Below are 20,148 nucleotides of genomic sequence, written 5' to 3' on the forward strand. Positions count from 1 at the left end.
ATTGCTGCGAGGCGGAAGGACCCGTGACGAAGGTCTGCTTGTCGCAGGCACCACCTTCGTAGAGCGATCCATAGAAGTAGGGGATGTTGGCCTTGCGCACGATTGGCCGGATCGCCTCGCGCGACGAGCTGGTGAGACCGGCGAACAGCGCGCTCACGCGATCCCGCAGGATCACCGTGTTCGCGTACTGGGTATATTTGCTCAGCTCCGACTGCGCATCATAGCCGACAACCTCGATCGGCTTCCCGAGCACGCCGCCTTTGGCGTTGATGGTGTCGACGGCCAGCTTCAGGGCATTGTTCTGCTGAATACCGTAGATGTTCAGACCGCCGGTCAGGTCGAAAATGGCACCGATCTTCGTCTGGGCCTGGGCCTGCGCGCCGGCCAGCAGGGCAAGCGCCGCAGAAAGGTAGATACCTAAATAAGCGCGTCTCATGGTGTTCCGCTCCGATATTTTGAGCCGAGCACCAGCCTGGGATTAATTTTGTTCGCTAAAAACGCAAAAACGACGCGCCAAGACCAGATGCCCAGCTACGTCGTTGGAATTTTACGTGCGCGTCCTCGCACGGTGTCACCTGTAAATACTGCACGCCGACTTGTCAATGTGAAAAGAGCGCGCCCCTCGTTGAGCTTTGTGCCTGTTCAACGCGCTCATACCCAGTTGCCGGTCACTTATCACGCATTCTCCGAACGAGAGCCTCTAACGAGCGCACCGTCGACCGCCGAGCCGCAACACCTGGAATATCTTCGCGTACAGGGTGTTCACGTTGGATTTGCGCTGCTGGGCATTTGAAAGCGCTTTCACCGGTCGCTGACGCGAGCCCCGAACCGCCTGTTGCCGATCCCACCGAGAACCGCTGCCGTGAAGGCCCGCAACCCCGCCAGGCGAGCCGAGAACCGACGGCAGACTCCATTTGCAGCGTGCGACTAACAAACCACGCTCAAAGCCTGGCGAACTGAGCCATCGTGCTGTCGAACACCCGCTTCGCCATCTCGTCGAGACCCAGCTTGCGGTGGCGCGCCGACAGAATCTCGGTCCCATAGACGCCCCTGTAACCGGCTGCGCGGATTTCGCGAAGGAATGCGGGAACGTCCAATTCACCCTCGCCACAGAGTTCGCGATGATGAATCGTATCTTCCCACATATCGTCGATGGGCGGTACTTTCAAAGCATCATCTACCTCAACCGCCTTGATATAGCGCGAGGGGATTTTCCGGATATCGGCATAGGGAATGTTCCCGCGCGCGATATGCCAGATGTCGACCAGAAGCCCCCCATTTGGCTGATCGGCGGCGCTCACGATGGCCAAGCCCGTTTCAATGGTCCGCACGTTCGACCACGGCATGATTTCGAGGACGATATCGGCTCCATAGACGGCGGCCTGCTCGCAAAGCTTTGCAAACTCGTCAGCCATGCGCGGAACGTCCGCATGCGTTTCGTGGAATCCGGGACCGACCTTGATATCTCGCATCCCCAATTCTGCTGCGACCTCGAACAGTTGCCGGCGGAACTTGTCCGATTCCACTCGCTTCGCGTCATTCCTGTACCAGTCGAGCAGAAACTCGATTTCCAGATACTTCATTCCGTTGGATTGAAGAATGCGCTTCATTTCTGAAAACCCAATTCGGCTTTCTGTCGCCATCGTGTCTTCGTAGTGAAGACCAAAACCCTTGAACCCGGCGCGCGCTGCCGCCTCCACCCTGTCTTTGAACGGGAATGGGCTGGTCTCAGTCGGCCCCAGCGGGTAAACATCGCCCGAAAGCGCGAAATACGAGATCAGAAGCTCTACGTCGTCAGCCACGGCAAAATCCTCGCGCAAGTTCTAGCGGAAAAGTCAGGTTATGGCAGCCAACGGACCACCAGCTGCCGCTCTGATATCATGACACCAGCCGACATAAAGTGGGCGCCACAGGAAACACTTTTGCGAATTGCGCAAGTAAAAGTCCTCTCGTCGCGTTATCGCGAGAAGCCACCATTGTTGCGCGATTGAGAGGTATGCCGCGGTCATCATGTGCGCTGCCTCGGCAGCGCTCTGCATGAACGCCACGCCGACAGCGAAAATTCAACGACGAAAGCGTCGCGACCGGCTTGATGGGTCACGTCCATCCACGAAGCGGGTCCAGATTTCTTCGTACTTGTGCTCTTGAAACCGCTCGACAAGGAAGTCGATGAATAGCCGGGTACGCGCCGGCAGCTGCGATTTTGTTGGGAAAGCGATGTTCATGGTCAGGCGCGGCAGGTCCCAGTCGTCCAGTACACGCACCAGGCGTCCTGAGTCCAGGTCGTCCTGGATAATGTAGGTCGGTTGCACAAGTATTCCCAACCCTCGCCGAGCGGCCGCGCAAATCAGTTGTCCATCATTGGTGTTGACCATCCCATCGACCTCGACTCTGACTTTGTCGTCACCTTTCGTGAAAGCTAGCTCGTTCCAGCTATCAGCTAACGTATGGAGAATGAGATCATGCCCGCGGAGATCCGCGGGATGCTGTGGAACTCCCCGCTTGCGAAGGTATTCAGGCGATGCCGCCAGCAGCCGACGCGTCTCCGCAAGCCGACGAATCTGGATCGAGCTGTCCGCTTCAACCCGCCGCGTTCTGATCGCCAGATCCAGGCCGTTTTCGATAATGTCGTAGTATCTGTTCGAAGAGACGACCTCGACGCGCACCTCCGGGTAACGAGCGCGAAACTGCTCGACCACGGGCATCAGGTGCAAGAGACAGAAGGAAAGAGATGCTCCCACGCGCAACCGACCGGTCGGAGCCAGCACGCCCGCAGTAACGTTGGCTTCCGCCTCCTGGAGGCTCGTCAGCACGTGACACACATCTTCATAGAATTGCTCGCCTTCGCTCGTGAGAGTGAGACGACGTGTGGACCGCTGCACCAACCGTATTCCAAGTCGGCTCTCAAGGTTCGTTAAATACCTGCTGATTCCCGAAATCGAAAGGCGCAGCCTATCCGCCGCCCTGGTCATGCTCTCACTGTCCGCGATCGCCACGAAGGCCTGCAGTTCCGTCCACCGGTCCATAGCTTTTTGCGTTTCCTGGGAGAGTGTTTTGTCGGCAGCAATCTTTATTCCTCAATCGGCAAATGCAATCTTTTTTTGCGAGCGCGGCTTTTCGATAGCCGACGCGACGCGATGAGAGGATTGAATGAGCTTGTCGAACGGTTCGCTGCCGCGCGAAAGAGAGCGCGTCAAACACATCGTCATGTGGAATCTACTCGGGTCTTCCGAGGAGGAGAAAGCAGCGTCGGTCACTGCGGTGAAGTCTCGCTTTGAACGATTGCGTGGGATTATCCCTGGCATGACTCATCTGGAGATCGGCGTGGATTTCAGCCGGGTCAACTACGCCTGCGATATCGTTCTCTACACAGAATTCGAGAGCCGCGAGGCGCTCACAGCGTACGCAACGCACCCCGCACACCTGAAGATTCGCGACGAGTTGGAAGGGGTGCGGATTGCGCGGCACCAGGTAGACTATGTTTCTGGATAAGGAAGCGAAATGCACTTCGCAGTTCATTGCCTCGATCACAATGAGGCGCTGCTGTTGCGGCTCGAGCATTACGGGGCGCACAAGCGATATCTGGCGGCTGGCGACGTTCGCACCGTGATTTCGGGTCCACTACTTGCCCCGGACGGCGAGACGATGATCGGCTCGCTTTTCGTTTTTGAGGCAGCAACATTGGCCGAAGTGGTGGCGTTTAATGCGAACGATCCGTTCGCGCGGGCAGGTGTGTGGGCCGAGGTGCAGATCCACCCCTTCAGCCTGCGTGTCGACAATCGGTCTTGAGTCATGTCCGATCTTCTACGGACCTTTGTCTACAGTCAGCATCCGTCCCGCGTGATCTTCGGGCGCGGTTCGGTCGCTCGTCTCCCGGAGGAGGTCGACAGGCTCGGGCTAAAGCGAGTTGTGGTTCTTTCCACGCCGCCGCAAGCGTCTGCCGCTGCCCATTTTTCCACGCAGCTCGCGGACAAGTTTGCTGCCGCGTTTTCTGGCGCGGCGATGCATACCCCCGTTGAGGTCACAGAAGCGGCTCTAACGCTCGTGCGAGAGCGCCAGGTCGATGGCCTCGTGGCCTTTGGCGGAGGATCCACCACAGGGTTAAGCAAGGCGCTGGCGCTGCGCACCGACCTGCCGCAGATCGTGGTTCCGACGACCTACGCCGGCTCGGAAATGACTCCCATCCTGGGCGAGACGGCAGCAGGGCAAAAGGTCACGCTCAAATCGCCGAAGGTTCTGCCCGAGGTCGTCATCTACGATGTCGACCTCACCATGTCCCTCCCCTCGTCGCTGTCTGCAACGAGCGGCATCAACGCCATGGCACACGCGGTCGAGGCACTTTATGCCGAAGACAGGAACCCGGTAATCGATCTTCTGGCGATAGACGCCATCGGCGCAATGTTTCGTGCCCTGCCGCGGATATCAGCCAACGGCCAAGATCAAGGCGCGCGAGCAGAAGCGCTTTATGGCGCCTGGCTTTGTGGCATGTGTCTGGGGTCGGTCGGCATGGCGCTGCATCACAAGCTGTGTCACGCCTTGGGCGGATCTTTCAATCTGCCGCACGCCGAGACGCACACCGTCATCTTACCGCATGCGCTTGCCTACAATGCCTCGGCTATCCCTGACGTGATCGCCAAACTGAAGACAGTCTTGACTACGGACGATCCTTCCCGCTCGTTATTCGAGCTCGCTCTCCGAGTGGGAGCACCGTGTGGTCTCAAGGACCTCGGTATGCCGGTCGATGGGATCGATAAGGCGACGGATTTGGTCTTGTCCAGCCCCTACGCAAATCCTCGGCGACCGGAGCGCGAAGCGATCCGGCGATTGTTGCAACGGGCCTATTCCGGACTGCCGCCAGTTATGGAGTGAGGAGAACGCCGTGGCTTCGATCACATTTGCACTTCCTGAAACAGTAATCGTCACCGGGACCGCGTCCGGGCTCGGTCGAGAGATTGCCGCCTTGCTGCTTGAATGCGGGGCGCAGGTGATCGGCGTTGATCTGGCATCTTCCGAGCTCAACGGGAGAGACCGTTTTGCTCAAGTCGTAGGCTCGGTCAGCGAGCAAGCGACGTGGGACCAGGTCACTGTACTGCTCGATGCATCCCGACCGGCGAGCCTTGGCCTCGCCACGTCGGCGGCGATCCTCAACACGGGTACTGTGCCCGATGCGTCGCCCGACCTCATTTCCCGAACGATGTCGGTCAATCTACTCGGTACCGCCCTGGCCATGGCGACGGTTATTCCAAGAATGGAGGCCGACGGCGGCGGCACGATAGTCGCGATCGCCTCCGTCAATGCCGCCGTGGCCGAACAGCAACTGGCGATCTACAATGCGTCGAAGGCAGCGGTGCGCCAACTTGCCCGCACAGCTGCGCTTGACCATGCCCGCACCGGCGTGCGGATCAACGTGCTTAGCCCCGGACCGATGAATGCAGGCCTATTCAAGCGGCATGTCGAGAGTGCCAGAGACGGCGGCAAGTTTCTTCAGACACGCGCAAACCGCCAGCCGCAGGGCCGCATCCTCGAGGCGCATGAGGTTGCACGGGCAGCTCTGTTCCTTCTGTCAACCGGTGCCGGGGCGATCCTGGGGGCGGACTTGATCGCCGACGGAGGCCTAACCGCAGGGTTTGACTTCAGGACCGGCGCGGAAGGTGCCTCAGTCTAATAAAATTGGGAGGAAAGGCGGATGGACACAGGATTGAAGAACCGGATTGCGGTCATTACCGGGGCCGCCAACGGTATCGGGCGCGCTGCGGCCTTGGCGTTCGCCCGCGAAGGCTCACACCTTGGGCTCCTTGATATTAATGCTGCCGAACTGGAGAGCCTTGCTGCCGAGGCGCGCGGACTCGGTGCAACCGTACATACCGCACAGACGGATCTGTCCACCGCTGAGGGCGTGTTGCTTGGGATGCGGTCGGTTCTATCGTCCTTCGAAAACCGGTTGGACATTCTCATCAACAACGTCGGCTCTGGCGCCATTCGCAGCTTCGATGATGTGACTGATCCTGACTGGGAAGCCACCCTCGCGCTAAATTTCATGAGTTATGTCCGTGCGATCCGCTGCGCACTTCCGATCCTGCGCGAGCGCGGTGGCGTGATCATCAACAACGCGTCAGATTTGGCCCGGCAGCCCGAGCCTGTGCCAATTGACTATTCTGTGTCGAAGGCAGCAATCCTGTCGCTGACGAAAGCGCTGGCACGCGCAGAAGGTCCACGCATCCGGGTCAATGCCGTTGCTCCTGGTCCGATCTGGACGCCGTTCTGGACCAAGCCAGGCGGCTTTGCCGAAACAATGGGCAAATACCACAAGATGGAGCCGCAGGCGGCCGTCGAGCATGAGATGAAGCTTCGCCAGCTCCCGCTGCAGCGACTTGGCACGCCTGACGAAGTGGCCAACGTAATCGTTTTCCTCGCCTCTGACCTGGCAAGCTTCGTTACATCCGCGGTGTGGGGTGTCGACGGTGGCTCAATCCGTTCGATCAATTGAACCACCAACGGCCACAAAGAAACACAGTACCAACCTCCTAAACCATCGCGGCATCCTGGGACACACAGGCGTATACCGCGACCAAACTGTGAGGACGCCACCTTGAAAGCTGCAAGATTTCACGCTCGGGAAGATGTGAGGATTGACGACATTCCCAAGCCCGAGGAACCTGGTCCGGACGAGGTTCTCGTCAAGAATCGCTACTGTGGGATTTGCGGAACCGATCTGCACGAGTACGCCGCCGGTCCAATCTTCATTTCATCAGCTCCGAACAGCTTTTCCGGCGCTTCTGTTCCGCAGATCCTTGGCCATGAATTCGGCGGCCGGATCGAGGCCGTCGGACGAGACGTGCGGCATTTGCGTCCGGGTGATCGTGTCGCGATTCAGCCGCATATGGGTCCACCCGACGGCTATTTCGGTACCCGCGGCCTGCATTTCCTCGGCACCAGAGGCGCAGCAACTGGGCTGACCTGGCCCTGGGGAGGCTTTGCAGAATATGCGGTGATGAAGGCTTATGCCACGATCAGGCTCCCCACCAGCCTGTCCTTTGAACAGGCGGCGATGGTCGAGCCAGCTGCCGTCGCAGTTACGGCTGTTGATCGGAGCGGACTAGAACCAGGCGGCTCGATCCTCATCACGGGCGGCGGCCCGATCGGGGCATTGACTGTCATGGCCGCGCACGCCGCCGGCGCTGGCCAGATTTTCCTCAGCGAACCGAACGCCGCACGCCGCAAGCGAGTTGAGGCGCTGGGGCTCCCTGTCATAACCATCGATCCTGCAGCCACTGATCTCACGACCGCCTTGCGCGCAAAGACCTTTGAAGGGCTCGGCTGCGATTCCGCGATCGAGTGTGCCGGCAATCCGCGCGCCATCGTCGACTGCGTCGCTGCCGTTCGCCCTCAAGGCACGGTCGTCCTCGTTGGGTTGACCAATGCGAAAGTGGAACTTTCGCCATTCGACTTGATCGTGCGAGACATCCGTGTTCAGGGATCGCTCTGCTATCCCACGACACTTTGGCCCCGCATCTACGCAATGATTGAAAGCGGCAAGTTGCCGGTCGCCAAACTGATCGACGCGATCATCCCGCTGAACGATCTCGTTGAGGAGGGCTTCAAGCCCCTGCTCGATCCGGCAGGAACGAAGATGAAGATTCTCGTGGATGTCGGCGTCGATTGACAGATGAGATGGACTGAAACAAGGGAGGTGACCCGCAGGGGTCACCTCCCTTCGTCGTCGGTGAGCGATCTCAAACTGATTTCAGCACAAAATCGAAGCTGGCTTTCCACCTCGTGTCCGCGCCCTCGAGAGGTTTGAAATCGACAACGAGGGATTCCTTGACCCCGAAAACCGCATCCGACTCGAGATAGGGATCTCCGGCGACGAAGATGTGCGTGCAGACCCGCTCGCAGCCGTCGGCTCCGACCAGAAAATGCATGTGTGCGGGCCGGTTGGGATGCCTGCCGACCGCCTTGAGCATCTGTCCCACTGGTCCGTCATGGGGGATTGGATAAGAAACCGGCTTGATGCCGCGAAAGCAGTACCGACCGTCCGGCCCGGTGCGGAAAATGCCGCGGTTGTTGAAGGGTGGCTGAATGTCCAGCTGCTGCACATCGTAGTAGCCCTCGTGGTTGTCCGACCACACGTCAAGCGAAGCGCCAGCAATTGGATTGCCGGACATATCCAAGACTCGCCCCTCAAAAAGGCAAGTCTCGCCTTGGCCGTCCAGGTTGATGGAATCGCCCATCGCCCGTTCTGGGGAGCCAGCTACGTGGAACGGACCCAGGACTGTGTTCTCGGTAGCGCCTGCCGGCCGCCGGTGATTGATGGCATCGACAAGCATTGATACGCCGAGAACATCAGACAGCAGAATGAACTCCTGCCGCACATCACTACACATTTGGCCCGTGCGAGTCAGGAATTCGATCGCTGTGAACCACTCTGCTTCATTGAGCTCCACATCGCGGATGAACGCGTGCAGATGCCTAACGAGAGACTCCATGACTTTCCGCAATCGCGGGTCAATGTCTGCGCCGAGGCGCCCACTAACGGCTTCAACGGAGTTGAACTCGTTCAGGTACTTGTTCATTTGCGAGCCTCTGCTCTGGACATTACGCTTCCCAAAGATTCGATGGGCTTAGACCGTTCCTCCCAAGGAAGATTCCAGCTGCGCAAGTTCCTGGCCTCCAGCCATGAGATTCTGAAGCTCGTCCGCCGAAATCTTCCCGCGATCCGCGGTGCCAAGCGTCTTGCCGCGATTGAGAACCGTGAATCGGTCCCCTACGGCCATCGCATGGCGGACGTTGTGAGTGATGAACACGACCCCAATGCCCTTCTTGCGAACCCGGTCGATGGTAGCGAGCACATTCGCGGTTTGGCGTACGCCGAGGGCCGATGTCGGTTCGTCAAGAATGAGAACTTTCGCGCCGAAAAAGACTGCCCGCGCGATCGCGACCGTCTGGCGTTCGCCTCCTGACAATGTACCGACCGCCTGCCCAGGCTCGCGCAGGTTGATGCCCATGTGCGACATCTCTTGCATGGCGACGCCATCTGCCATTTTGAAGTCGATTGTGCGGAAAGGCCAAATCCCCCGCTCTGGTTCGCGCCCCATCCAGAAATTCCGGCTAACGCTCATCAAGGGAATTACCGCGAGGTCCTGATAAACTGTCGCAATTCCGGCGGACATGGCATCGCGCGGGTTGGCAAAGTGAACTGGCTTGCCATTGACCTTCATTTCTCCGTGGGTCGGCGCATGAACGCCAGCCATCGTCTTGATGAAGGTTGATTTGCCTGCGCCGTTGTCCCCCAGCAGGCAGTGGCACTCGCCCGGCATCACATTGAAGGACACGCCGGACAGCGCAATGATGTGCCCGAAATGTTTCTGGATATCGACCATTTCGACGATCGGTACGGCCATCACCTTTCTCCCGTGATCAGTCGGCGGATATAGGTGTTTGCGATCACCGCTCCGAGAAGGATGCTGCCGAGAAAGACGCGGAAGAGTGAGCTTTCGACATTCGTGAAGAACAGTCCCTGCTGCACCACGCCGAATATCACCGCGCCCAACGCCGCGCCGATAACGGATCCATAGCCACCGGTCAGAAGCGCGCCGCCAATCACAACGCAGATAATGGCTTCGAACTCCTTCATCAGGCCTCGATCGGCTGCGGCAGATCCGAATTCGACCACTTGCTCGATGCCGAGCACTGCCGCGCAGAGGGAAGCGAACATGAACATGATGATTTTGACGCGAGTGACCGGCACACCGACGTAGCGCGCGGCCTGCGGATCGCCCCCCGTGGCGAAGATCCAGTTGCCAAACTTGGTTCGTGTGAGCAGCCATTGCCCGAAGATCAACAGACCGATTGCCCACACGATCAGCATGGGAACCCCATCCACGACTGGCTGTCCTGCGCGCGCCCCTCGGGCGAAAGTCGCGATGACGCCGTGATCGCCGAGCCAGTGAAACAAGCCGGTAAGGACCTTACCTCCGAAGAGTTTGGCCAAAGGATCATTCGCAGCAGCATCGCCCATGCCTGAAACGACCGTCTGGCGTGTCAACGAGATCGCGCTCCAGATCGTCAAGCCACGCAGAATGAACATGAACGCAAGCGTCACGATGAACGACGGCAGGCCGGTCCTGACGACGAGAATGCCATTGATCGCACCAAGCGCGCACGCAAGCACCAACGCAAGAAGGATCGACAGCCAGACCGGCAAACCCACAGCGATGGTGAGCAAAGCGAACGTCATGCCAGAAAAGCCCACCATAGAGCCGAGCGACAGATCAAATTCACCAGCGATCATCAAAAGGCAGACACCGACCGCCAGAACGACGAACTGAGCTGACACCGTGCTCCAGCTCATCGCGCCTTCAAGGGTGAACATTGCCGTTCCGCCCGCAAGCACGAAGAAGAACACGAAGACCGCGATCGTTCCACAGATGGCGCCAAGCTCCGGACGGATGATCGCTCGCCGGACTCTCGAGATTTCCTTTATTCGTTCATCTTTTGCCGCGGGCATTTGGTGGGCTGCTGCTTTTGAGGGCGTCGTCATGGTTCAGGATCCCAAAAGAGTGCGGGCTGCGACTGCTCGCAGCCCGCAAGTCACGGGAGGATCAGCGATACTTACCGGCCAGGGATTCGACCAACTGGATATTGTCCTTGGTGACGAAGCCTGGCCCCGACAGAACGGAATTCGCGGGAACCACGCCGTAGCGCAGGTTATTTGTCAGCGTAATGACCGACAGATAGCCCTGCAGGAACGGCTGTTGATCAATGGCGAAGTTAATCACGCCTTCCTTGATCGCTCTTGAGATGTCGGGATTGAGATCGAACGTGGCAAAGAAAATTCGTCCCGCCTGACCGTTCTCCTTCAAGGCTTTAATTGTTGGAATGGCCGTCATCGGCCCTAGCGTCAGAACTGCCTGCGTCTGAGCATTAGCGGCCAGGTAGGCCTTAACCCGGTTGGCGATTTCTGTCGCATCTGTCCCCGAGTCGATCATCTGCTTGCCGAGTTCGACACCGAGGCCGGTTGCAAAGCCTTTGCAGCGCTGCTCGCCGGCCACATTCGGGAAAAGACTGTTGACGCAGAGGAACGACTTGATGCCGGCGGCCTTCGCCTTCTCGCCAGCACCCTTGCCCGCTTCAAATTCGGGCTGGCCGATATGAAGAAGGGCGCCGAGCTTCTTCGACTGCTCGGCCGTTCCGGTGTTCATCGTCACGACCGGAATTCCCTTGTCGACCGCAGCGGATATCTGTCCACCGATGAGATCGAAATCGGGAATAGTGATGATGATTCCGTCCGGGGCCTCCGCAACCGTCTGCTGAATGATCCGCGCCATGTCGGCAAGGTCGCCCGTCGGCGGGTTACGAAACGTCACCGTGGAGCCGGTCTCTTTAGCTGCCAACGTGGCTGCGTTCTTCACGGTATTCCAGAAGGTTTCGCTGTCCGGCGAATGCTCAATCATGACGAATTTCTCGTCTTTCGCGGCGGCAGTCCCCGCCACCCCGAACGCCGCCACCGCAGAAAGAGCAGCGGAAATCAGTGTCAACTTCAGGCTATCGCGCATTCGGCTTCCTCCTTGATAACCGGCTTATCCCGGCATTGCTCTATGATCGACAGCACTCATCGGTGCTGCGGTCCCCTCTTCACGCTTATTCCATGTCGCGCACTGCGGGATAAACAAGGTCAATCGGGAAACACTCTTGCGCACAGCGCAAAAAGCTCGATGCCAACCTGCACGCGCAACGGTGTAGCTGAGTGCGACCGCTCTTGGCGCGAAGGCGCATCGTCGAAGACGTCGATCACGCCCGACGATTTGGTGGCTCTGTACCGGCCCTTCCATCGACGGCCGACGAGCCGAGGTTCGAACGATGTGGCCGGATTCCCGCGGACCGCATGCTGAATAGCGCACGAGCGGCCGACAAGCGGGCTAAAACTGTAAACTCCTGCGCAGCAAAGCCGTGTCTCACGCACGTGACGCCGCAACTGCTCTTTGCGCCACACACAACAGTGTTTCCCGGTCCACCCTCTTTATCCCAAACAACGCAATATCGGATAACCGCTCCCAAGAGGACGGTCGCACATCGATGACGCGTCCGAACAAAAGCAATCACACCGGCATAAGCCGTCAACAAGAGAGGAGCCCATGAATAAGACGCTGAAATTTACACTGGTCTCGACTGTGTTTGCCGCAATGGTGGCACTCGGGGCAACAGGTGCTGCGGCCGCAGATCCAACGATGAAGCTCGGCCTGTCGATGCCAACCCTGAACACGCCGTTCTTCACCGTCCTGGTCAACGCCGCCACCAACGAAGCCAAGGCTGTCGGTGGCAGCGTTGTGCAGACGACCAATGCGAACAGAGACGCAAGTCAACAAGTCACGGACTTCCGTAACCTCATTAATGCGGGAGCCAATGCCATTCTCGCAGGAGTCGTCGATCGCGCCGCCATCAAGCCGGCGCTCGACTTCGCAAAGAGCCGCAACGTGCCTGTAGTCATAGTCGATGACGAACCCTCGGCAGGCGACGTCTACTCAGTCGTCCGTGCCGACAACGTGGCGATGGGCGCCCGGGCAGCCGAAGCACTCGCTGCCGCGATCAACGCAAGGAACGGCCAGGTCCTCGACATTACGGGCGCCTTGACCACAACGAACGGTCGTAACCGCAAGGATGGCTTCAACCAGGAATTCAGGAAGAAGGTTGCAGGTGTCGAAGTCATCGAACAGACGGCTAACTGGGACGGTCCCACCAGCGCAAACGTCGCTTTGACAGTGTTGAGCGGGACTCCCAACATCGTCGGCATCTACCTCGCTACGGACACGCTCTATTACGATCCAGTTGCATCGGCCCTCAAGTCGCGCGGGCGCCTGCTACCCGTTGGCCAACCCGGCCACATTCCCGTGGTTGCCATCGACGGCGGCTCTGGAGCTCTGAAGGCAATCCGCGACGGCTTTCTGGACGCGACTATATCGCAGCCCGTGACCGACTATGCCAAATACGGCGTGCACTACCTCTCCGCTGCCCTCAAAGGCGAGGCGATGAAGGCTGGTCCCACTGACCACAAGAGCACGGTGGTGCAGGACGGCTCTTACTACGTTGATGAGCTGCCCTCGCCGATCGTCACGAAGCAAAACGTCGATGATCCCAACCTGTGGGGCAACGGCCGATGATAACCGCGTCTCGCCCCGCTGCCCCCTCGACAACGGCGAACCCGCTCGCCGCCATCGTGCAGATCGACAGGGCCGTCAAGCGATTTGGGGAGACAGTCGCACTTAATGAACTGTCGCTCACGATCTCGCAGGGCGAGTCGCATGGCCTTGTTGGTCGCAACGGCGCTGGCAAATCGACACTTGTCTCGGTTCTCACAGGCTTGAGAGCCATTGATTCTGGCAGGTTCTTTGTGAACGGCAGTGCCCCGCCAGCACCCAGCGATCGCAACGCCTGGCGAGAGATCGTGTCCTGTGTCTATCAACACCGGACCCTGGTCCCCGACCTGAGCGTCGCGGAGAATCTCTACCTCGGACGGTATCAGGGCAAGCAGACGATCTCCTGGCACGCGTTGAACAAGAAGGCAGCCGCCGAGCTCGATAGCTGGAACATGCCTATCCTGCCGAACGCCAAAGTCAGAGATCTTGGCGTTGGCGAGGCCCAGATGGTCGAGATCGCACGCGCGCTCAGCCAAGGCTCTCGCTTCGTCATTCTCGATGAGCCAACAGCACAATTGATCGCCAGCGAGATCGACCAGTTGATGTTGCGTGTGAACGAACTCCGCCAGCGCGGGGTGACCTTCCTGTTTATTTCTCATCACCTCGATGAGATACCGCAGGTGTGCGACACGGTCACGGTGCTTCGTAACGGTCGTGATGTCCTGCACGGGGACGCGCAAAAGCTCACTACTGCCCAGATCGTAACTGCAATGGTGGGCGACGAGGCGACAGGCATCGCCCTGACCGCGAGCGAGCATGTAGCACGCGCTCCGCTACCGTCTGACGCGCCGGTCGTCCTGGAAGCGCACATCAAAGGCGCAGCGTGCAAGGATACATTCAACCTGTCGCTGCGAGCAGGTGAGGTTGTTGGCCTTGCCGGCCACTCTGGCTCGGGCACTCGCCACCTTGCTCTGGCCCTGGCTGGCCACAATTCGAACTGGACGGGTCAAATTCTTCTTAAGGGCGAGAAGGTACCGCGAGCCTGGAATCCTGGTACCGCAGTACGGACAGGCATCAGCCTGCTCCCAGAGGATCGCATCAAGACCGGCCTGGTCGGCTGCCTTTCCATCGAAGACAACATCACGCTTCCCAGTCTCAAAGCGTTCTCGAGACGTGTGCTCATCGACCGCAAGGCACGGCGTCAGTTTTCGGAAACGAACCGCAGAGACCTCGGGATCGCCTGTCATTCGGTCACCCAGAATGTGAGTGAGCTTAGCGGCGGCAATCAACAAAAGGTTCTGCTGGGTTCCGCCTTGAGTCCGAAACCGACCGTTTTGATTCTGCTGCATCCCACCGCGGGCGTCGACATTGCCTCCAAAGCCACGATCCTGGACATCGTCGAACAGCGCCGTCGGCAGGGTCTGGCCGTGATCCTTGTCAGCGATGAACCGGAAGAACTTGCGTTTTGTGACAGGGTCCAGGTTTGGGTTCGCGGCGAGAACGTCGCTGAGAGAAGCGGTATGAGCGAGGAAGAACTCGTTGCCGCGATGGAGGGTTTCAATCTGCCTTCGGAGAAATCATGAGCAACAGCACACATATCACCCCCCCGGCGCCGACCCTCACAGGCATCAGCGCTGCTCCGAACAGAAGGTCCGTCGGCAATTTGTTTCAGCCTGAATGGGCGATATTGCCGGTGTTGATCGTCGTTATCATCGTCGGCGCGATCTTGAATCCGGCCTTCCTCTCCTTTGACAACATCTACGGCGTCATGCAGCAAGCGAGCGAGCTAGGCGTCCTTACCATGGGCCTAACCCTCGTGCTGATCGCCGGTAAATTCGACCTGTCGCTGGAATCGACCTTTGGGCTCGCTCCAATGCTGGGTGTCTATTGTTTTCTCGACGTCAGCGGCGGCAGCATCGGGCTGACGAACTCGCCAACTTTGGCTCTATTGGCGATCTTCGCCTCTGGTGCCGTGATCGGCGCGTTGAATGGCGTCTTGGTGATATATCTTAGGTTCAACGCTTTCATCGCGACCTTGGCCACACTGATTTTGCTTCGCGGCATCAGCCTCGGTGTGACACACGGCCAGACGCTTTCCGAATTGCCAGCGATGCTGACTGCGCCGGGAGAGGCGAGCATCGGCAACGTGCCGCTGTCGTTCCTCATCGCCTTGAGCCTGCTCGTGATCCTCACGTTGTTTATGTCGCGTCACCGGATCGGGCGGATGCTTTATGCGGTCGGGGGCAATTCCCAGGCTGCGCGTGTAGCCGGAATCCCGGTAGAGCGTGTCCTCATGTGGGTCTTCATTACTGCCGGTGTATTGGCCGCCCTGGCAGGCCTTCTGCAGGCGGGCCGCATCGCCTCAATTCCATCATCGCTCGGGCAAAACCTGATCTTTAACGCCTTCGCAGCTGCCGTGCTCGGCGGCGTCAGCCTTAATGGCGGCCGTGGCACGATGCCTGGCGCCTGCGGCGGGGTACTATTACTCGTGCTCATCCAGGATGTGCTGGTCCTGTCCCAGGTTCCTGCTTACTGGATCAATGCCACGACCGGGGGAATTATCCTGGTTGCACTGCTCATCAGCAAGCTCAGTGGCGCAGACAAAGTTGCTTGAGGTCAATGACTGAGGCAATCGCGCATTTGATAGCGTACTGAATCGGCTCTCACCCGGGCCTGAATTGAGAGGGTAAGGCAATGCGTCTTGCAAACAAGGTAGCGCTGATTACTGGCGGCGCGCGTGGAATCGGTTTGGCAACTGTGAAGCTCTTTGCGAAGGAAGGCGCGAAAGTTCACGCTTGCGATCTCAGCTTCGACGAAGACGTGGCTATAGACGGTGTCGTTCGACATCGATTGGACGTAACCGACTTCGGCAATTGGCAAGCGGTCGTGCGTGAAATCATTGATCAAGATGGCCGCATCGATATTCTCTTCAACAACGCAGGCACCGTCCTGTCCTACGCAGGTATCGAGGAGATCTCCATCGAGGATTGGAACAAGGTCATCGCCGTTAACCAGACCGGACCATTTTACGGAATGAAGATCGTCATTCCGCATATGAAGACGATCGGTGGCGGGTCGATTATCAACACATCATCGATTTGGGGAATTGCTGGTGCGGCGGGTGTTGCAGCGTACGCCGCTTCCAAAGCAGCGGTCAGACATATGAGCAAGAATGCAGCCTTGACCTACGTCGGCGATGGCATTCGCGTCAACTCGATCCACCCCGGCATCATTCGAACGCCGATGATCGATGCGCAGGACGCTCAGATTACCGAATCGATCGTGAACATCACACCAATGAAGCGATTAGGAAAGCCAGAGGAAGTCGCCTATGGCGTGCTGTTCTTGGCGAGTGACGAATCCAGCTACATGACCGGAGCGGAGCTTGTAATCGACGGGGGTTACACCGCGCCGTAGCCAGCAATCGGACGGATCGCAGCGCGAACTGCGATCCAGCGAGCCAAAGGGTCCAAACATCAGTCGAGCGCGCCTGCGTCGGCCTTCGCAATTAGCTCATCGACGACCGCGCGAACCTTCGGGACCAGGTGCCTGGTCCTCGGCCATACGGCGTGAATCTCGACCGTTGCTTTAGAATAGCTTGTGAGGAGAGGAACGATCGCACCTTCGGCGATCGGTTTACGCACAAGTGAGGCAGGCATTTGTGAAAGTCCGCAGCCTGCGATCGTAGCAGCTACGATGGCATCGCCGTCGCCGACCTCATGCGTTGCTGGCGGCGTTACACGCATCAACTCCCCCTGTTCGTCGACAAAAGACCAGGTTGTGCCCCTTCTGTATCCGACGATGCAGTCATGCGATTGCACGTCGTTCGGATACATTGGACTACCATGAGCCTGAAGATAGCGCGGCGAGGCACATAGCAGCAGATTCTGTTCCGTTAACCGCCGTGAGATGAGGCTGCTAGAGTCACGCAGTTCTCCGAACCGGATCGAAAGATCAATCCCCTCTTCCACCGGATCGATAATTCGATCTGTGAAGGTCATCACCAGTCGCAAGGCTGGATACGCCTTGGCTATGTCGAGCAAGAGAGGAAGCAGAACAAGCCTGCCAAAGGCAGCCGGCATATCGATCCGTAACTTCCCGCTTGGCTTGCCATGCTTCGACGTTAATGCACGTTCCGCGTCGCCAATTTCGTCGAGCGCGTGAGAGCAGCTGGCAAAGTAGGCCGCGCCGTCAGGCGTTAAGCTAAGATGGCGGGTGGTCCGATAGAACAACTTTGCGCCCAGCCGCTCCTCGAGCCGGGCAACGCTCTTGCCGACGGCCGATTTTGTTATCCCGAGCTTTTGCGCGGCAATCGTGAAGCTTCCGGAGCGGGCGGCTTCTACGAATGCGGCAACCCCGGCCAATTGCTCCACATGTGCCAATTGGAGACTCCAAGTCTACTATGTTCGGACAACTGAGGCATTTTTCGCATCTTCATTCTACTGTAGCCTTGGCCTTCGTCGCAATCGCCCGCCAGGCGGGATGATGGGCAGAAACAAAAGCGACGTTAGTCGAGGGAGCACCCGGAGGAGACCATGGATCGGTGGAATGAAGTCGAGGTGTTTGTTCATGCCGCCGAACTCGGTAGCCTAACCCGGGCGGCGGAGCAGCTTGCCATTTCTACCTCTGCTGCAAGCCGTCATTTGCTGGCCCTGGAAGAGCGTCTCGACGCTCGCCTGGTCCATCGTACGACACGCCGTCTCCATCTAACTGAAGCGGGAGAGCAGTTCTTTCTGCGGGCCAAAGACCTCCTCTCGAACATGAGAGAGGCCGAAGCCTCCGTGAGCGAGACAGCCATTAACCCAACGGGTACTTTGCGCGTCACCGCTTCGCTGTCCTTCTGTCTGAGGCATCTCGCTCCGTTGATTCCAGAATTCACCCGCCAATATCCAAACATCTCCGTCGATATGGTCGCCGCCAATAGGTACTATGATCTAATCGACAATGGCATCGACCTCGCAATTCGTACCCGGCAATTCGAAGCGGATTCCTCGATAACGATACGAAAACTCGCTGAAACGCGCCGCCTGCTCGCGGCGTCCCCAGGTTATCTGGAAAAGCATGGTGAGCCGCAGACGCCCGCTGATCTCTCCCAACATAAATTCTTGCTCTACACGCTCGCCGACAAGCCATATGAATTTCGCCTTCGCAAGAATGGCGAGGTAGAAGTGGTGCCGGTGCGACCCTTGCTGTCAGCCAACGATGGCCAGATCATTCGCGCCGCCGCGCTTGACGGTCTCGGAATATTGGCGCAGCCAACTTACATTATCCACGACGATCTGAAAGCTGGACGGCTGGTCCGCGTACTGGACGACTGGGATCTTCCAAGGCTCACGATGAATATCGCGTTCCCAACCAAGGCACATCTTCCTGCCAAAGTGCGCCTCTTCATCGAGTTCCTGATCGCTCGTTTCCGGGAGGAAGACTACGAAAGGCACTGGAATGCGACTCAGCTCTCCAAAACACGTGAAGTATCCGACATAGGCGCGGCCCCTCTCCCTCAGACCGCGTCGCTGGACCACGCTTCAGCGACGGAGCTTTCGCATCACCGTGTTCAAGGTCGGGTTCGGCGTTTTCGTGGAGAAGTTACAGGAGTCGCACGCGATCGCAGACTGGCGGTCCAGCCAGACAAGCGCCGCTGTCCAGACCACGATCCGCTTCACCCTCAACGACCTGCCTGAGACAGCGCGGCAATTCCCTCTCCTGTCCTCTTGGAGGCAATCGTCAATGAAAGCAGAGAATGACAGTTTCACTTTACGATCTCAGCGTCTCCAGTTACTTGCAGACCTTGGGAGCCCTTGAAGGCATCTTGAGAAAGGGATTGGCTCACTTCCTGAAGATCGGAATCAATCCCGATTGCATCCTTCAAGAGCGGCTCTACGATGATATGGAGCCTTTCGCTTTTCAGGTGTGGAATACGGTGCACGCTTCGTTGGGCGCCATTCGAGGATTGAGAGAAGGCGCGTTCGGACCGCCGCCGCCCGCTCCGGAGGGTATGGACTTTGCCGGGCTGCAGAAAATTGTTGCTCAAGCACGAGGCGAAATGTTGCAGCTCCAGCGCGACGAGATCGAAACGCTGCAGGGCAAAGACGTCACCTACCGGCTACCGAGCAAGAATATCGTACTGCCATTTACAGCCGAAAGCTTCGTGCTCTCCTTTTCGCTACCCAACTTCTATTTCCATGCGACAACCGCCTACGACATCCTCCGACACAAAGGCGTGCCGTTGGGAAAACGCGATTTTCTCGGCAAGATGCTCATCAAGAGCTGAGAGATGGCAGACTTCTCATTTTTCCTGGAACATCTTTTGAGGTTCTGGGAAATTGATCAACACCCGCCGGAGCGGAGGCCGCAGTCACGAAGTGGGGAGCCTTGCTCCAGGAGGGCCTCATCAGGCTCCAGAGCGGCAGCTTTGCGCCAGGAACTGCCGTAGTTGGAGTCATCCGTAGCTTGTCACCGTAGCTACAAGCGAGCCCCTCTCCAACTCCGATTAAGAAGTTGATTCAACACAACCTGGATATCGCGGTTTGGGGGAGCCCCGTGAGCGATCACAGCCATTGGACAAGATGCTTCTCGCTCCAGTGAACCAGTTCGTTGCCGCTCCCTTGCCTCACGACGTTCTGCCATTCTGCACGCCATAGTGCGCCTGAATACTCTGTCAGCGGAAGGGAAGTGGAATGCCGACTTCCACCGCATTAAGCTCGGCCACAACTTTGGTTAGTCTCTGAATATGAAAGTAACTGGTAACAGCCCCCACCAAAACTACGCTGGGCTGCGCGATTGCACCCGGCCTCACTACTCCCACTCTATCATTTCGAACGACCCTTCGCCGTTGATTTGCAAGGACACATTTTCAAGCCTGACGGACAAATGCCGACGGTATACCCGCCGCAATTTTTTGGTCTTGAATTCACAGTAAACTTTGCGTGGCTGTGAGAGAAGGCTGTTTCGCCAACTATCGAAGTGAATTGATAGAGAATGAGCGCGTGTGCTTAGGAGCGACGGCTAGTCCGGC

20 protein-coding genes are annotated in these 20,148 nt (G+C 58.2%); 12 read left to right on the plus strand and 8 right to left on the minus strand.

Annotated features, from left to right (window positions below; translation table 11 throughout):
- The 3 genes from SO156_RS06395 to SO156_RS06405 form a co-directional block, all read right to left on the minus strand.
- A partial coding sequence (locus SO156_RS06395; protein ID WP_498534214.1) for an ABC transporter substrate-binding protein occupies positions 1-436 on the minus strand: 436 nt, incomplete at its 3' end.
- Between the two features lie 505 nt (positions 437-941).
- On the minus strand, positions 942-1,802 hold the full coding sequence (locus SO156_RS06400) for a sugar phosphate isomerase/epimerase family protein (RefSeq protein ID WP_498534215.1): 861 nt from the start codon (positions 1,800-1,802) through the stop codon (positions 942-944).
- 261 nt (positions 1,803-2,063) lie between these two features.
- Positions 2,064-3,026: a LysR family transcriptional regulator gene (locus tag SO156_RS06405; RefSeq protein WP_498534216.1), complete on the minus strand. Its 963-nt coding sequence runs from the start codon at positions 3,024-3,026 to the stop codon at positions 2,064-2,066.
- 124 nt (positions 3,027-3,150) lie between these two features.
- Here SO156_RS06405 and SO156_RS06410 point away from each other — a divergent pair, with 124 nt between their 5' ends.
- The 6 genes from SO156_RS06410 (at position 3,151) to SO156_RS06435 (ending at position 7,663) form a co-directional block, all read left to right on the plus strand.
- Positions 3,151-3,492, plus strand: coding sequence for a Dabb family protein (locus SO156_RS06410; protein ID WP_498534217.1), 342 nt, complete (start codon positions 3,151-3,153; stop codon positions 3,490-3,492).
- Between the two features lie 9 nt (positions 3,493-3,501).
- The gene (locus SO156_RS06415) at positions 3,502-3,789 is read left to right on the plus strand and encodes a YciI family protein (protein WP_498534218.1); all 288 of its coding nucleotides are present in this window, start codon (positions 3,502-3,504) and stop codon (positions 3,787-3,789) included.
- A gap of 3 nt (positions 3,790-3,792) precedes the next feature.
- Positions 3,793-4,869 carry a maleylacetate reductase gene (locus SO156_RS06420; protein WP_498534219.1) on the plus strand — a complete coding sequence of 359 codons (1,077 nt, stop codon included), beginning with the start codon at positions 3,793-3,795 and terminating at the stop codon, positions 4,867-4,869.
- A 10-nt stretch (positions 4,870-4,879) separates the two neighbouring features.
- Positions 4,880-5,665, plus strand: a complete 786-nt coding sequence (locus SO156_RS06425; protein WP_498534220.1) for an SDR family NAD(P)-dependent oxidoreductase — start codon at positions 4,880-4,882, stop codon at positions 5,663-5,665.
- A gap of 21 nt (positions 5,666-5,686) precedes the next feature.
- Positions 5,687-6,487, plus strand: coding sequence for an SDR family NAD(P)-dependent oxidoreductase (locus SO156_RS06430; RefSeq protein ID WP_498534221.1), 801 nt, complete (start codon positions 5,687-5,689; stop codon positions 6,485-6,487).
- A gap of 135 nt (positions 6,488-6,622) precedes the next feature.
- Positions 6,623-7,663, plus strand: coding sequence for a zinc-binding dehydrogenase (locus SO156_RS06435; RefSeq protein ID WP_498534222.1), 1,041 nt, complete (start codon positions 6,623-6,625; stop codon positions 7,661-7,663).
- A gap of 70 nt (positions 7,664-7,733) precedes the next feature.
- On the opposite strand, the gene SO156_RS06440 is transcribed toward SO156_RS06435, so the two are convergent.
- The 4 genes from SO156_RS06440 to SO156_RS06455 all read right to left on the minus strand — a co-directional run bounded on the left by SO156_RS06440 (position 7,734) and on the right by SO156_RS06455 (position 11,555).
- Entirely contained in the window at positions 7,734-8,573 is an 840-nt protein-coding gene (locus SO156_RS06440; protein WP_498534223.1) for an intradiol ring-cleavage dioxygenase, read from the minus strand.
- Positions 8,574-8,621: 48 nt separating this feature from the next.
- On the minus strand, positions 8,622-9,401 hold the full coding sequence (locus tag SO156_RS06445) for an ATP-binding cassette domain-containing protein (protein ID WP_498534224.1): 780 nt from the start codon (positions 9,399-9,401) through the stop codon (positions 8,622-8,624).
- On the minus strand, positions 9,401-10,540 hold the full coding sequence (locus SO156_RS06450) for an ABC transporter permease (protein WP_498534225.1): 1,140 nt from the start codon (positions 10,538-10,540) through the stop codon (positions 9,401-9,403). The genes SO156_RS06445 and SO156_RS06450 overlap by 1 nt, the downstream gene beginning before the upstream one ends.
- 61 nt (positions 10,541-10,601) lie before the next feature.
- The gene (locus SO156_RS06455; RefSeq protein WP_498534226.1) at positions 10,602-11,555 is read right to left on the minus strand and encodes a sugar ABC transporter substrate-binding protein; all 954 of its coding nucleotides are present in this window, start codon (positions 11,553-11,555) and stop codon (positions 10,602-10,604) included.
- A gap of 672 nt (positions 11,556-12,227) precedes the next feature.
- On the opposite strand from SO156_RS06455, the gene SO156_RS06460 reads away from it, so the two are divergent.
- From SO156_RS06460 to SO156_RS06475, 4 genes are all read left to right on the plus strand, one after another.
- Complete coding sequence (locus SO156_RS06460; RefSeq protein ID WP_498534227.1) at positions 12,228-13,157, plus strand: sugar ABC transporter substrate-binding protein; 930 nt, start codon at positions 12,228-12,230, stop codon at positions 13,155-13,157.
- Entirely contained in the window at positions 13,154-14,716 is a 1,563-nt protein-coding gene (locus SO156_RS06465; protein WP_498534228.1) for a sugar ABC transporter ATP-binding protein, read from the plus strand. Before SO156_RS06460 ends, SO156_RS06465 begins: the two co-directional genes overlap by 4 nt.
- On the plus strand, positions 14,713-15,747 hold the full coding sequence (locus SO156_RS06470) for an ABC transporter permease (RefSeq protein ID WP_498534229.1): 1,035 nt from the start codon (positions 14,713-14,715) through the stop codon (positions 15,745-15,747). The genes SO156_RS06465 and SO156_RS06470 overlap by 4 nt, the downstream gene beginning before the upstream one ends.
- Positions 15,748-15,827: 80 nt before the next feature.
- A complete protein-coding gene (locus tag SO156_RS06475) occupies positions 15,828-16,550 on the plus strand; it encodes an SDR family NAD(P)-dependent oxidoreductase (RefSeq protein ID WP_498534230.1) in 723 nt (240 codons plus the stop codon).
- Between the two features lie 59 nt (positions 16,551-16,609).
- Here SO156_RS06475 and SO156_RS06480 read toward each other — a convergent pair whose 3' ends face one another.
- The gene (locus SO156_RS06480) at positions 16,610-17,506 is read right to left on the minus strand and encodes a LysR family transcriptional regulator (RefSeq protein ID WP_498534370.1); all 897 of its coding nucleotides are present in this window, start codon (positions 17,504-17,506) and stop codon (positions 16,610-16,612) included.
- Positions 17,507-17,668: 162 nt separating this feature from the next.
- Between SO156_RS06480 and SO156_RS06485 the strand changes: the two genes are divergently transcribed.
- Positions 17,669-18,814: a LysR family transcriptional regulator gene (locus SO156_RS06485; protein WP_498534231.1), complete on the plus strand. Its 1,146-nt coding sequence runs from the start codon at positions 17,669-17,671 to the stop codon at positions 18,812-18,814.
- A 59-nt stretch (positions 18,815-18,873) separates the two neighbouring features.
- Entirely contained in the window at positions 18,874-19,404 is a 531-nt protein-coding gene (locus SO156_RS06490; protein ID WP_498534232.1) for a DUF1993 domain-containing protein, read from the plus strand.
- Positions 19,405-20,148 lie beyond the last annotated feature (744 nt).

It is taken from the genome of Bradyrhizobium sp. UFLA05-125 (assembly GCF_059803515.1).

Bases quoted from the DNA above. Each gene is read 5' to 3' on its own strand.
- SO156_RS06405 (WP_498534216.1), bottom strand. From the start codon at position 3,026: ATGGACCGGTGGACGGAACTGCAGGCCTTCGTGGCGATCGCGGACAGT.
- SO156_RS06410 (WP_498534217.1), top strand. From the start codon at position 3,151: ATGAGCTTGTCGAACGGTTCGCTGCCGCGCGAAAGAGAGCGCGTCAAA.
- SO156_RS06415 (WP_498534218.1), top strand. From the start codon at position 3,502: ATGCACTTCGCAGTTCATTGCCTCGATCACAATGAGGCGCTGCTGTTG.
- SO156_RS06420 (WP_498534219.1), top strand. From the start codon at position 3,793: ATGTCCGATCTTCTACGGACCTTTGTCTACAGTCAGCATCCGTCCCGC.
- SO156_RS06430 (WP_498534221.1), top strand. From the start codon at position 5,687: ATGGACACAGGATTGAAGAACCGGATTGCGGTCATTACCGGGGCCGCC.
- SO156_RS06440 (WP_498534223.1), bottom strand. From the start codon at position 8,573: ATGAACAAGTACCTGAACGAGTTCAACTCCGTTGAAGCCGTTAGTGGG.
- SO156_RS06445 (WP_498534224.1), bottom strand. From the start codon at position 9,401: ATGGCCGTACCGATCGTCGAAATGGTCGATATCCAGAAACATTTCGGG.
- SO156_RS06450 (WP_498534225.1), bottom strand. From the start codon at position 10,540: ATGACGACGCCCTCAAAAGCAGCAGCCCACCAAATGCCCGCGGCAAAA.
- SO156_RS06455 (WP_498534226.1), bottom strand. From the start codon at position 11,555: ATGCGCGATAGCCTGAAGTTGACACTGATTTCCGCTGCTCTTTCTGCG.
- SO156_RS06460 (WP_498534227.1), top strand. From the start codon at position 12,228: ATGAAGCTCGGCCTGTCGATGCCAACCCTGAACACGCCGTTCTTCACC.
- SO156_RS06465 (WP_498534228.1), top strand. From the start codon at position 13,154: ATGATAACCGCGTCTCGCCCCGCTGCCCCCTCGACAACGGCGAACCCG.
- SO156_RS06470 (WP_498534229.1), top strand. From the start codon at position 14,713: ATGAGCAACAGCACACATATCACCCCCCCGGCGCCGACCCTCACAGGC.
- SO156_RS06475 (WP_498534230.1), top strand. From the start codon at position 15,828: ATGCGTCTTGCAAACAAGGTAGCGCTGATTACTGGCGGCGCGCGTGGA.
- SO156_RS06485 (WP_498534231.1), top strand. From the start codon at position 17,669: ATGGATCGGTGGAATGAAGTCGAGGTGTTTGTTCATGCCGCCGAACTC.
- SO156_RS06490 (WP_498534232.1), top strand. From the start codon at position 18,874: ATGACAGTTTCACTTTACGATCTCAGCGTCTCCAGTTACTTGCAGACC.